This window comes from Photobacterium damselae subsp. damselae (assembly GCF_038086725.1).
GTDB lineage: Bacteria > Pseudomonadota > Gammaproteobacteria > Enterobacterales > Vibrionaceae > Photobacterium > Photobacterium damselae.
Genome location: NZ_CP146970.1, coordinates 1,914,851 through 1,927,681, shown reverse-complemented (window position 1 = coordinate 1,927,681; position 12,831 = coordinate 1,914,851). Strand labels below are relative to the sequence as shown.

The window sequence follows — 12,831 nt, the reverse complement described above, 5'->3', positions numbered from 1 at the left end:
ATTTTGTACCTAGAATCGGAGTGCTGACTAGAACTTACCGTAGTAACCTTCTTTTAATGCATCGTATAAATTGGCTGCGGTATGGATTTCACCGTCGTACTCAATCTGTTCATTGCCTTTTGCTTCAAAGGTAGAACCATCGGCCAGCGTAAAGACATAAGTCGTATTTTCGAGGTCTTTCTCTTTAACCAAAACGCCTTGGAATACTTCTGGGTTAAAACGAAATGTCGTACAGCCTTTTAGCCCCTTGTCATAGGCGTCCATATAGATATCTTTAAAGCTTTCAAAAGCAAAGTTTGTTGGAACATTGGCAGTTTTCGAGATTGAAGAGTCTATCCAGCGTTGTGCCGCTGCTTGAACTTCCACATGTTGACTTGGCGTAATATCGTCAGCTGTGATGAAATAGTCCGGTAACATGGCGTCAGGCTCGGTACTGTATGGCATCGCTTTATCGTTGATGAGTTCTCGATAAGCTAGTAATTCATAGCTATAGACATCAACACTTTCTTTGGTTTTCTTTCCTGCCACGATAACATTTCGGGTGTAGTGATGAGCAAAGCTTGGCTCAATACCATTGCTCGCATTATTGGCAAGAGAAAGCGAAATGGTACCCGTTGGAGCGATGGAACTATGGTGAGTAAAGCGAGCGCCAGTTTCCATTAATTGAGTAACTAGCTCAGGTTCAACTTCTGCTAATTGCTGCATGTAACGACTGTACTTGGCATGCAGAATTCGGCCTTTAACTTTATCACCTAACTCATATCCATCATCACGCATTTCTGGGCGTTGGCGTAACATTTTTGCGGTTACTTCAAACTCTTGATCCATAATAGGTGCGGAACCTTTTTCTTTTGCCAGTTCAAGAGCTTGTTGCCAACCCACTACTGCTAATTCAAGAGCAACTTGTTCGGTAAAAGCAACAGATGCCGCACTACCATATTGGTGTCTTAGCATTGTTAATGTTGAACCCAGACCGAGAAAACCCATGCCATGACGACGTTTATTTTCAATTTCATAACGCTGTTTTTCTAATGGGAGATGATTGATTTCAACAACGTTATCGAGCATACGAGTGAAAATGGCCACCACTTTACGAAACTCTTTCCAGTCAAATTCAGCTTGTTCGGTAAAAGGATAACGAACAAATTTGGTCAGATTAACCGAGCCTAGTAAGCAAGCACCATATGGAGGAAGAGGTTGTTCACCACAAGGGTTGGTCGCTCGAATGTCTTCACAGAACCAGTTATTGTTCATTTGATTGACTTTATCGATCAAAATAAAGCCCGGCTCTGCATAATCGTAAGTGGACGTCATAATGATATTCCACAAATTACGAGCAGGTAGAGTGCGGTAAATCTTACAAGCTACTTGGCCTAAATCATTTTCAATCAGATCAGTCGTTGTTGGCCAGTCTGCCCAAACCATGGTTTCATCATTATCAACGTCAATGCCATCTTGTGCGATTTCTTTCGCGGTCATTGGGAAGATTAACTGCCATGGGAGGTCTTGTTTAACCGCTTCAATAAATTCTTCGGTAATCAGTAGTGAAAGATTGAATTGACGCAATCGTCCATCTTCACGCTTAGCTCGAATAAATTCAATAATATCTGGGTGTCGAACATCCATGGTTCCCATTTGTGCACCACGACGACCGCCTGCAGATGAGACGGTAAAACACATTTTGTCGTAGATATCCATAAAGGAAAGTGGGCCCGATGTGTATGCACCGGCACCTGAGACAAAAGCCCCTCGTGGACGTAAGGTCGAAAAATCATAACCAATACCACAGCCCGCTTTCAGTGTAAGCCCTGCTTCATGCACCTTAGCTAAAATATCATCCATGGAATCTTCGATGATCCCAGATACTGTGCAATTAATGGTTGATGTTGCGGGTTTATGCTCAAAAGCTCCTGCATTAGAAGTAATTCGGCCTGCGGGGATTGCACCGTTGCGAAGCGCCCACAGAAATTCTTGATACCAATGTTGTTGTAGCTTGGGTTTCTCAAGGGCAGATAGGGCTTTCGCTACCCGTTTGAAAGTGTCGTCTAAGGTGAGATCAATCGCATCGCCATACTTGGATTTCAGTCGATATTTACTGTCCCAAATTTCAATAGAAGTTGGCTGGAATGGGATAGTTTGCTTGGCAGTTGTATCCGCTGCAAGGGAGCTTTTCGCCATAAGATAACACCTTTGAATACGTTGATAATACAACGAAGTTAAGAGATTGACGTGCCATAGTGTAGTGTTCAAATTATCCAAATTAAGTAACGCATTGAGATATTTTGATGAACTGTGATCTTATCGATCCTGTATTGGCAACGCGTTTGATCAAACCACTCTAAACTATGATCTTCAAGTCTTGACAATGTGACTAATCCCTTATCCTTCAATAAGTCTAGCTGAGGGTTTATGGTAAACAGGATGGTAAAAGTTCTTAGTTTGTATAAAACAGCGATAAACGTGTTGAGAACTAATCTCATCTATAGTGATGGTTTGAGTGTAAAAATAGTGGATTAAATTATTCTTAACAGGAATGAACATAAGGAAAGCTAAATAAAATACCAGTCAAATCATAGGGGAATTTGACTGGTATTGTTGGATCTTATTTGGTTGGATTAGAAGCTATAACGGACACCTAGCATCAGTTCGTCGTCGGTGTTGTCGCCAATGTAATCCACAGATGTATAACCTGATGCAACATCGACTAAATTAAACTTATAGCTTGCATAAGCTGCAAAATTTCCCATATAGCGGGCATATTCAATAGCGATAAATTCTATGTCTAATATAACGTAATCATCTGCAGAATATTTGTTATAGGATATATCGACCATATTGTCGCCAAAGGTGTAACTGGCGAAAGCATCTATGGCGTAGAAGTCAGAATCGGCAATCTTACCGCCCTGATAAAGCGCAGCACCATAGAAACCTTCAAAACTGTATTTTGCTGTTAGATAGTATGTGTCTGAATCATGCTTTAAATTCGGATCGGCTTTCCAACTGTAAGTTTGATCGCTAGCTGAATAACCTACACCTACACCTAGGTTATTTACTTCATAGGCCAGAGCTACGCCATAACCGTCACTTTGAGAGTCTGAGTTAAAGTTTCCATCGGCTTGGAACGTAATTCCTTCTGGGGTAGTGATGGCATAACGAATGACATTTTTAGCTCGGTCGGCAGAAGCAACAGTGTATTCATTGGTATAACCACTGTAGGTTTCTGCCATATCAGTCCAATCTGTTAAATAAGTAACAGCATTGTTTTGGTGACCGTAGTACAGGTTACCCATACTGGTTTCTGCTCCGACATACATATGACGAGTATTAATATCAACTTCGTCATCAGAGGCAGGATCGGTTTGCTCTGTTAATTCAAACTCGTAACGACCTACAAATGAAATATCTTGGTTATATTCTTGTTTGCCTTGCACATTAAGACGAACGCGAGACATATCTTCATATGTACTACTGTTTGATGAGGTTTTATTGGCATCAGAGAAGTTAGCTCGTCCTTCTACTCGTCCACCAATTTCAAAATCTGTGTTGCTGTCCTTATATACTGTTGCTGCCGATACAGGAAATGCGATACTGGATGCCACTGCTAATGTGATGAATTTAATATTCATTTAGAATTCCTTTTTTGTGTCTATTGTCCTGTGAAGTACCGCATGCACTGTCCAAATAGGGATTAAGATGCATATCTTCACCTAATAAATGTAGCCACTAAAGGGATAAATAAATAATCAAGCTCAACGCAAATAATTGCTTTTGTGCTGAATGTATAAAAACAGTGAACAAAAATGGTATGACGGGAAAAAAGAGCTAAACTCAATGATCAAAATAAAAAAAGGGCACCTAGCAAGTAGGTGCCAAAGAGATGTGACTTTCGCCTCAATCAACAATGAACAGGAGTTTAGGATAAAAAAGAAGTCGGTAAGTTTAGAAGTTGTAGCGAGCTAAAAGGGCGACTTGATCTGCGCCGTTATTGGCCCCATTTTGATCTTTATTTGTGACGCCTAACTTATATTCGGCTGAAAAGACCATATTCCCAGGAGTCCATGCCGCTCCAACCAAGCCATATGAATAACGCGCAGAAGAGTTATCGTCAGCCAAATGGTTATAACCACCATAAACTTGGTATAAACCACCTTCTGCTAAATAAGCTGCAACCAGTTCATAACCATAGGCTTTTTTCGCTACGTCAGTCAGGTTACCGTTAATATCGGTATGGTTACGATATTGGCCGTATTGCCCCGCCAAGTAGAACATATCTGAATTGTATTTTGCGCCAAGAGTCCATGTTTTATCATCGGATTGCTGGTGGTATTTTGTGAGGTTATAGGCACCACCAAAGCTAAGCCCTAAACCAAGATCATAAGATAGAGCACCCTGCAAACCATAACGACGCTCACCTTCTGATGAACCATCTTCAAATTGGTACTGTGCAGCGACGTTTAAGCCGTTAAAAGAGTTACGATAAGAAATGGCATCATCCGCACGACCTGTACCAGAACCACCGTGACCATCTCGACCATCGTAGGTTCCTGACGCCTCACCGCCATAAATCCAAAATACATCAGTCCAACCAGTAATATCGTAATAAGTTGACCACTGTTTACCCACAGTAATAAGGCCTGCATCTTGATTTGCGAAATAGAGGTTACCTAAACGGTTAGAGAATTCTTGTTTTCCGCTAGAAAGTGCATCATATCCCCATTCCGCTTTCGCCCCTGCCAGCCAGTTTTGCGTCATTCGATGTTCAAAGCCGAAGTTAATTCGAGAACTGGCATTTTCAAGTTCTGTTGTACTGCTCGTATCTTTAGTGCTTTCAGTGTATTGCGCTTTTACTGCTAAGCGTCCGCCAATGGTGACTTTGCTATCACCATCTTGATAGACAGTAGCGGCTTGAGCTGAAGTGGCTATGCATGCAGCACTGATACTAAGTGCAAGAATTTTTTTCATCATTGTATGAGTCCTTAAAATTGTGTTTTCACTGCTTGTGTTTGTTTTGTGGACTCATTAAAGCGATAAAATGTCTGTAATATTAGTCAAACGTCATCAAGTATTATGAATGTGAAGTTACATTTCGCAATCAATATAAAACATGAATAATCAATTGGTTAATCTTGGATTGATACATTTAGACATAGTTACAATCAGTCTCAAAAAAGACAAAGAAATAAGAAACGAATTTGTTATGAGAGTTTGTGTCGAACTGTATATTCTTATTACAAGAAAAAGCCCCGCATAGTGAGTGCAGGGCTTTGATAGATTTGGATAGAACGGGATTGATTATTTAGCTTCTAGGTACTTAATGGTGTTTGCTAAATCTTGTAAGTTCTTGTGTGCAGGCGTATTGACTAGGTATTTACCATTTACGATAAAGGTTGGAACCGATGTGATATTAGCCGCCTCAATGATTTTCTGTGCTTGATCCATTTTACTAAACACTTCTTCTTGCTGTGTTTGAGTTAATTGGTATGGACTGTTCATTTTGTACTGTGCAAACAGGTTGTTTAGCATCTCTTTGCGCTTGTCCATAGGGGTATCTTTTGGTGTATCTTGAGTATAAGCAAACAATTGTTCAGTCAACTTATCACTTGGTTCACCATTTGGAGATTGAATCGCTGCCGCGTAGTAGACAAAAGCAGCCAGTTGAGCACTTTCATTAAACGTTACATGTACACTGCGGATATCTTTAACACCAGCCAGTTTTTTAATTTCAGGCAGCATGGTTTCCATACTACGGCAGTGGCCACAAGATAAAGAAAATACTTCATAGACACCTTGCATATCACTGATTGGTTTAGCAATAGTCATGTATTGATCGCCATCTTTAGGTGTGTTTGAGTCAGAACAACCTGTCAGTGCGAGCGCTAGAAATAGGAAACTGAAAAAAGAACGAAGGATTAATTTCATAATATTGTCTTTCTGCTAATGGATATACCTAAACTTTTGATAAATGTCAGCTTAGGTATAGCCGTTACAAAGTGGGCACAATGTACCTTGGTTTTTAAGAAAACTGTAGTCATTTTAGAGCACTATCTTAAGTAATGGTTCCTGATTCTTATCAATACATTAAATATCAATCACAAATTACACAATTGCTCTCTCTATTTGGGCTGAAATCCGTTACAATCCGCCGCTTTTATTAATGGCGGAGCTTATAGCTATGTTTATTGGATTCGATTACGGAACAGCGAATTGTTCTGTAGCGGTAATGGAAAATGGTCAACCGAAACTACTACCGTTAGAACAAGATAATCCTTATATACCTTCTACATTAGCTGCGCCAACCCGTGAAGCTGTCTCTGAGTATCTCTATCGTTTTATGGGGGTTAAGCCGTTAGATTCAGTGGGTGAGCAAGTATTACGTCGCGCCGTTGCGTTTAATCGTGAAGAAGACATTATAGTAGAGCAGGGTGACTTACTGTTTGGTCAAGCGGCATTAGATAGCTATTTAGCCGATCCTGAAGAGACCTATTACGTTAAATCACCTAAGTCGTTTTTAGGAGCGAATGGCCTGCGTGATGTGCAGATCAGTTTCTTTGAAGATCTTGTTTGTGCCATGATGAAAAATATTAAGTTGCAGGCAGAGCTATCAATGCAACAAGATATTGTGAATACGGTTATTGGTCGCCCGGTAAACTTCCAAGGAACGGGTGGTGAGAGTGCTAACCTTCAAGCTGAAAAAATATTACTTCAAGCTGCAAAACGCGCAGGGTTTAAAGAGGTTGAATTTCAATTTGAGCCTGTTGCCGCAGGTCTAGAATATGAAAGCTCACTAACCGAAGATAAAATGGTATTGGTAGTTGATATTGGTGGTGGTACTACTGACTGTTCACTTATCCAAATGGGGCCAACATGGCGTCAGCAAGCAGACCGTAGCGCAAGTTTATTGGCCCACAGTGGACAACGAATTGGTGGAAACGATCTAGATATCTATTTGGCGTTTAAACAACTCATGCCTCAGTTTGGTTATGGTTCAAAGACCTTGCGAGGAATCGAGATGCCATTAAGCCAATTTTGGAATCCGATTGCGATCAATAACGTAGCCGCTCAAACGGAATTTTATTCTAACGCTAATTTACGAGCTCTGGATCAATTGCGCCGAGATGCTCAAGAGCCTGAAAAGTTACAACGTCTCATCCATGTTTATCATGAAACTTTAGGCTATCAACTTGTGCGACGAGCAGAAGAGGCAAAAATTGCTTTGTCTGAGCAGCAAGCTTATCAAGTTCATATGCAAATTTTAGCTGATCAGTTCCAGATTGATATTAATCAACAGCAGCTAGCTGAAGCAATTGATGTTCCGAAAGAGAAGATGCGAGAACTGGTTGTTGAGGCACTGGCTCAAGCTGATACCCAACCTGATGTTATCTTTATGACCGGGGGTACCGCTCGTTCACCGATTTTACGTCAGTGTATTGAGCAGCAGTTGCCAAATATTCCTATTGTTAGTGGTAGTTATTTTGGTTCGGTGACGTCGGGTCTTGCTCGTTGGGCCGATCACTGCTTTAAATAGAAATGTCTAACTTATTCTCTCAGAATCTTGCACTTTGGGGCTATTGAGAGATTTCATATAGAAAAGAGAGCAATAAAGGCTCTCTTTTTTATTACAGGTAACAGTAACGGTTATGCTGGTTTGGGCGCATATGCAGAACACCATCCATTAGTATTAACTAACTTACCTGGGAAAATTGCACAGGGACGCCATTCATCTCCATCCTTTCCTTGTATTAGGGCACAGTTGGCACATATTTGCCCATCAACAGTAGATTTATCGACATATTTAAGCGCTTTTGCTTGAGGATCTTCAGGTGAGACATGAGGAATTTCTTCTGCCGATACGGGTTGAAGTAGAATTTTTCCACCGACTGTCATACCTATCACACTGCCTAAACCCAGTTTGAGAAACTGCCTACGGTTTGGTTCTTTCTTCATCTGTAATCATCCTTATTACGACATTGCTTTTTGTATCCAAGTTATTTAATGCCACTTGGATTTTTATATTCGATTCCGCTCTTTAATTATTAGCTTATTTCATCGTGAGTGCATAATTAAAGGGGAGTGAACTTAAAAAGTGTCACAGGATCGCAAAGCCGATGATTAATTGAAGTCTGATTGTTTAGGGAGCTATCTAGATCACAGTATTTTATTGCTAAGTTATTGAGAATACACTGATTAAAAGTTCTACTGAACAAAGAAGGTAATTCATGAAGTTATTTATATTAGATATTGATGGTTTATTGATCGATGAAGATCAATTTGATCGCGAGTGCTACATTAAGGCTATCAATCAAGAGCTCAATATTCAGGTGACGGCAGATGAATTATGCAAACTAAATGTCACTGACGCCAGCGCTCTTGACCATTTTATTGAATGTTATCAGATCAAAGAGAGCCGCTCTGTATTACATCGTCAAGTTGAGAAGACTTATTACCAGCTATTGCGCCAAGCACTGATTGAACGAAATTATTCTGATCAAGATAAAACAAAGGTACATAATTTATTTTCTGAACTAAAAGCTCGCAAAGATTTACATTTAGCTGTTGTTTCCAGTCATTGGGGGTCGATTGCAAAACTTAAGTTATGGGCGATGGGGATTGAATTAAACCGATTAACCTTTGCTTCTGCATCTGATGCTCTACATTTTGTTGACGTTGTGGCATTAGCATCATTTCGAGCGAAGCAAGACGCAGGTGAACTGTTTGCTGAACGTTTACTCATTAGTGATGCTGAAGCGGCGTGCAAAATTGCTAAAGAGCTAAAAGATACTTGGTTATCTTATGAACAAGCAGCAGCCCTTGATATTAACATCGCCTATGTTCGTGAATATGAAGCGGTCTAATTATTGATGTAATGAAAGGTTTCTGTCAAAGCTGATTTTAATTACAGATCTTGGTCGTGATTTTGGTTAGGCTAGTTTTATTAATATAATCATCTATAACTAATAATAAGCCAATTAGATGATTTTAATAAAACTGGCTGAGGTTATTATGAATAAAGAGTTATGGATCAAACAGTGGTTTTTTGAAGTGCTTGCTAAAGTAAATAGCTCGCAACTACAAGAGATGGCAACTGATCCGTTTATCTTTCATATGGCTGGTGGACGCAAATACCAGGTCACACATCAAGAATATTTGTCTTTTTTAGCCATGTGGCATCAGCGTTTTAAAAACGTACAATTTCAATTAACTCATATGTTATCTGATGATAATAAATTGATGGCATCTTACCAATGTCATGCAACATACCATGGTGGCTGGTTACGTATTCCTGGTAAAAATCAGGCTGTCCATATGACTGGGATGATGTTGTTTAAATTAGAAAATGGCATGATGACGGAGTGCTGGATGGAAGACAGTAACTTTGATCTTTATCAGCAATTGACTCATTATCTCGACTAGTTATTTCAATTGCTTAGATACAAAAATGCCTCACTATACTAGACAATAGTGAGGCATTTCTTTTATCTAAATAACTTACATTGCTTGTGCTGCTTGCTGTTTTTCTTGTTCACGCTCTGCTTTTAACTGGGCAAAGAATGTTTGGCTTTCAGCAATAATGACATGGCGTAGACATACAAGACCAATAAGGTTTGGAATTGCCATAAGGCCGTTAACGATATCAGCAATAATCCAAATCATATCTAGCTTCATGAATGCACCAGCTGCGATAAGGACTAAGAAAAATAGTTTATATGGCAGAATAGCTTTTACACCAAATAGGTAAGCTACACAGCGTTCGCCGTAGTAGTTCCAGCCCAAAATAGTGGTAAATGCAAAGAACATCAAACCGATTGATACCATTAATGGACCGTAGTAGTCAGAGTTCAGACCCATAGAGAAGGCATGGGTAGTCATGGTTGCACCTGCAAGATCAGTTTGCCATGCACCTGTTACCACTAAAGTTAAACCTGTCATCGTACAGATAATGATGGTGTCAAAGAACGTACCTGTCATTGAAACAAGACCTTGACGAACGCTCGATTCTGTTTGGGCGGCAGCTGCTGCAATGGGTGCGCTACCTAAACCTGATTCGTTAGAAAATACACCACGAGCAATACCTGATTGAATCGCAAGCATAATACCAGCACCTAGGAAACCACCTGTTGCGGCATGACCTGTAAATGCAGACTCAATAACTAGACTAACGGCTTCTGGTAGATGAGAAACGTTAGTACCAAGTACAATTAGGCAAGCAATAATGTAAAAGCCAGCCATAAGCGGAACAACTTTACTTGCTACGCTTGAAATAGATTGAATACCACCAAGCGTTACCATCGCAACTAATACAGTTAAAATAACAACGGTAATTTCTTTTGGTACTGAAAATGAAATTTGAGCCGCTTCTACAATCGCATTTGCTTGTGGAAAGGTACCAATACCAAAACAAGCAACACCAATGGCAAAAAGGGCAAACAGTTTTGCTAACCATTTGCTACCGACACCTTTATCTAGGTAGTACATTGGGCCACCTAGCATTTGGCCGTTAGCATCTTGTTCACGGTATTTTACCGCCAATAGACATTCAGCATATTTTGTTGCCATACCAAATAAAGCAGCAAGCCACATCCAAAACAGGGCGCCAGGACCACCTAATTTGATAGCGGTTGCAACGCCAACAATATTACCTGTACCAATGGTGGCAGATAGGGCAGTACATAGGGCTGCAAAGCTGGAAACATCACCTTCGCCTTGGGCGTCTTTATCTTTTTTACCACCGAATACGTAGCGTAAAGCCAGTGGTAAATAGCGGATCTGGATAAATCCTAAGCGAAAAGTAAGATACATACCCGTACCAACCAATAAGATCAGTAGTGGTGGACCCCAAACAAGGTTATCAAATGCTTTTAAAAAACTAAAAATTGTGTCGTGTAGCGGATTCATCATCCCTCCTTTAAACATCAAAGGAAGAGATAAAAAACAACAGAAATAGTTGGTTACAGAAAGAAATTCTGGCTGTTGATCTTATCTCCTCTGTCCTTTTGCCTGAGAGTTTCACTAAACAGATTATGCTGTTTAACTTGCTCCTTCGGCGCTCGATTTAACGAGTCTCTCCAGAGGCTCCTCCAACAACAGTCCATACCCTTATTCAATGGAACTAGGGTGCCTGAAAGATTTACACACGAGTATTTTCATGAAAAAAATAGACTCGGTTGCTTACTTCTTCGGCGGGCGTTTATGGCTTTCATTAGTTTGAAAGTCCTCGCCGCTCTCCTGCTGTCTTCATCGGAACTCAAATTACGGCAGCAATATTAGGGGATAAAAATGTGATTGTCAGCAAAAAAATGAGGTATTTTTTAAAAAAATTTTTTGAATAAAAAAAGCGCTACAAACATGGAAAGCGCTTTTTTCATAAATGGAAATATCGGTGGTAAGAATAAATACTGTATTATCGATTTAATTCTGTCGATATTAGCTCAATAAGTTGATTATCTTTATCTGCAGTAATCTCCCAAGTGAAAATACCACCAAGTCGATTTTGTTTGACATAATCAGTTTTTGCTTTGATTGAACGTTGATCATCAAAAGTAATAAATTCTTTTTTAGTGGGATGATAAAGTACGGCGGCTTGAGCCTGTTCATCATAATAGTACTGATAGCCAAGTTTAGGATTATTGAGCAGATGAGTGGCAATATCTTGATAGGTGAAATAGCCTGGATCATCAAGGTCTGATCCTTTTTTTAAGCCGCTTTGGCTCGTCAATCCTTCTAGTGTATTTGGGGTGAAATCCTCAACTTGTTGCCAACCTCGGCCATAAAATGGAACACCGACAATGATTTGTTGATGTGATACACCTCGCTGTAACAATGCATTGACCTGCTGATCGACTGAGACCTGATTTGGGGTTTTGTTCGTTGCAAATAAATTGGCATGGTGGCCAACGATATTTTCCCAACCGCCGAGAAAATCATAACTCATTAAGAATATGTGATCTAAATACTGAGCGACTTGTGGCCAGTCAATATTGTTAATATTCTTATTACTTGCACTCACTGCCGCAGAAAGCTCGTATTGTCGATGATGTTTCAGAGATAGAGTTTCTAAACCATGATCTAATTCTTTAAGTAAGGCTGTAAATCCTATTTTTTCTTGGTCAAGATTATCTTTGCCTTTACCTGATAACCCATTTCCTCCGGGATATTCCCAATCAAGTTGAATACCACCAAAAAATGGATAACGTTCTAGTAAGTCTATGGCGCTCACAACGAAGTTCTTACGATAGGTTGGATTAATTACAACGGTATGAAAAGGCTCTGATAGGGTCCAGCCGCCAAAACTGGGTAAAACAACCAACTCTGGATTTGCTTTAACTAGCGCACTTAATTGACCAAAATTTCCTTTGTATCTCACTTTGTAGTCTGTTTTGCCTGGGAGCTGTTTTTGTAATGCAGCAAAGTTATCGACAATAACAGCCGTTCCGGTTGGTTTTCCTCGGCATTGCTGAGCCATTATTTTTTGAATATTAGCCGGAGAAGCTGAGTGAGGTCCACAAACGCCTAAAAAAGCATAAATAACATGAGTTAATTTTTCGGTAGGAATTGATCCAGCGGAGTAACTTTTTCTTGGATTATAAACTTTCCAATCTGGGTAGTAGGCCGCTATAACAGGTTTTGTCGTTTGTATTTCTTCAGCCTGAACAAAAGATGAAAACAATATGGTTGAAAGAAGAGTGAGTACTACAGGCTTTACTTGATTCATACTATTTTGAGTTGAAAGAGAATTATAAGGTTATTTTAACGTTCATTTTTTATCATAGGATCATCAAGAAATTAGAGGTTGATGAGCTTCACAGACTTATTTCTCTCCTATTAAAAATGGGT

At 39.8% G+C, this 12,831-nt stretch carries 10 protein-coding genes and 1 riboswitch; of the genes, 3 read left to right on the top strand and 7 right to left on the bottom strand.

The features are described from left to right. Positions 1–27 precede the first annotated feature (27 nt). From WAX86_RS08650 to WAX86_RS08635, 4 genes are all read right to left on the bottom strand, one after another. Positions 28–2,178: an adenosylcobalamin-dependent ribonucleoside-diphosphate reductase gene (locus tag WAX86_RS08650; RefSeq protein ID WP_238070470.1), complete on the bottom strand. Its 2,151-nt coding sequence runs from the start codon at positions 2,176–2,178 to the stop codon at positions 28–30. Positions 2,179–2,615: 437 nt separating this feature from the next. Continuing rightward, a complete protein-coding gene (locus tag WAX86_RS08645; protein WP_341488645.1) occupies positions 2,616–3,626 on the bottom strand; it encodes a porin in 1,011 nt (336 codons plus the stop codon). A 313-nt stretch (positions 3,627–3,939) separates the two neighbouring features. Beyond that, on the bottom strand, positions 3,940–4,965 hold the full coding sequence (locus WAX86_RS08640) for a porin (protein ID WP_341488644.1): 1,026 nt from the start codon (positions 4,963–4,965) through the stop codon (positions 3,940–3,942). 327 nt (positions 4,966–5,292) lie between these two features. Further along, positions 5,293–5,919: a thiol:disulfide interchange protein DsbA/DsbL gene (locus WAX86_RS08635; protein WP_065170404.1), complete on the bottom strand. Its 627-nt coding sequence runs from the start codon at positions 5,917–5,919 to the stop codon at positions 5,293–5,295. 253 nt (positions 5,920–6,172) lie between these two features. On the opposite strand from WAX86_RS08635, the gene yegD reads away from it, so the two are divergent. Beyond that, complete coding sequence (gene yegD / locus WAX86_RS08630) at positions 6,173–7,525, top strand: molecular chaperone (RefSeq protein ID WP_341488643.1); 1,353 nt, start codon at positions 6,173–6,175, stop codon at positions 7,523–7,525. A gap of 110 nt (positions 7,526–7,635) precedes the next feature. Here yegD and WAX86_RS08625 read toward each other — a convergent pair whose 3' ends face one another. Further along, the gene (locus WAX86_RS08625) at positions 7,636–7,944 is read right to left on the bottom strand and encodes a high-potential iron-sulfur protein (RefSeq protein ID WP_341488642.1); all 309 of its coding nucleotides are present in this window, start codon (positions 7,942–7,944) and stop codon (positions 7,636–7,638) included. A gap of 272 nt (positions 7,945–8,216) precedes the next feature. Between WAX86_RS08625 and WAX86_RS08620 the strand changes: the two genes are divergently transcribed. Beyond that, positions 8,217–8,852, top strand: coding sequence for a hypothetical protein (locus WAX86_RS08620; RefSeq protein WP_239971830.1), 636 nt, complete (start codon positions 8,217–8,219; stop codon positions 8,850–8,852). Between the two features lie 148 nt (positions 8,853–9,000). Continuing rightward, on the top strand, positions 9,001–9,411 hold the full coding sequence (locus WAX86_RS08615) for a nuclear transport factor 2 family protein (RefSeq protein ID WP_065170536.1): 411 nt from the start codon (positions 9,001–9,003) through the stop codon (positions 9,409–9,411). Between the two features lie 75 nt (positions 9,412–9,486). Here WAX86_RS08615 and WAX86_RS08610 read toward each other — a convergent pair whose 3' ends face one another. Then, complete coding sequence (locus tag WAX86_RS08610) at positions 9,487–10,893, bottom strand: sodium:alanine symporter family protein (protein WP_005298899.1); 1,407 nt, start codon at positions 10,891–10,893, stop codon at positions 9,487–9,489. A gap of 80 nt (positions 10,894–10,973) precedes the next feature. Then, positions 10,974–11,077, bottom strand: a riboswitch (glycine riboswitch). A 321-nt stretch (positions 11,078–11,398) separates the two neighbouring features. After that, positions 11,399–12,709 (bottom strand): glycoside hydrolase family 18 protein, encoded by a 1,311-nt coding sequence (locus WAX86_RS08605; protein ID WP_065170407.1) that lies wholly within the window; start codon positions 12,707–12,709, stop codon positions 11,399–11,401. Positions 12,710–12,831: the final 122 nt, after the last annotated feature.

What these genes read in the sequence shown, in the direction of transcription:
- WAX86_RS08650 (WP_238070470.1), bottom strand. Translation starts at nt 2,178, where the DNA reads ATGGCGAAAAGCTCCCTTGCAGCGGATACAACTGCCAAGCAAACTATC.
- WAX86_RS08645 (WP_341488645.1), bottom strand. Translation starts at nt 3,626, where the DNA reads ATGAATATTAAATTCATCACATTAGCAGTGGCATCCAGTATCGCATTT.
- WAX86_RS08640 (WP_341488644.1), bottom strand. Translation starts at nt 4,965, where the DNA reads ATGATGAAAAAAATTCTTGCACTTAGTATCAGTGCTGCATGCATAGCC.
- WAX86_RS08635 (WP_065170404.1), bottom strand. Translation starts at nt 5,919, where the DNA reads ATGAAATTAATCCTTCGTTCTTTTTTCAGTTTCCTATTTCTAGCGCTC.
- yegD (WP_341488643.1), top strand. Translation starts at nt 6,173, where the DNA reads ATGTTTATTGGATTCGATTACGGAACAGCGAATTGTTCTGTAGCGGTA.
- WAX86_RS08625 (WP_341488642.1), bottom strand. Translation starts at nt 7,944, where the DNA reads ATGAAGAAAGAACCAAACCGTAGGCAGTTTCTCAAACTGGGTTTAGGC.
- WAX86_RS08620 (WP_239971830.1), top strand. Translation starts at nt 8,217, where the DNA reads ATGAAGTTATTTATATTAGATATTGATGGTTTATTGATCGATGAAGAT.
- WAX86_RS08615 (WP_065170536.1), top strand. Translation starts at nt 9,001, where the DNA reads ATGAATAAAGAGTTATGGATCAAACAGTGGTTTTTTGAAGTGCTTGCT.
- WAX86_RS08610 (WP_005298899.1), bottom strand. Translation starts at nt 10,893, where the DNA reads ATGAATCCGCTACACGACACAATTTTTAGTTTTTTAAAAGCATTTGAT.
- WAX86_RS08605 (WP_065170407.1), bottom strand. Translation starts at nt 12,709, where the DNA reads ATGAATCAAGTAAAGCCTGTAGTACTCACTCTTCTTTCAACCATATTG.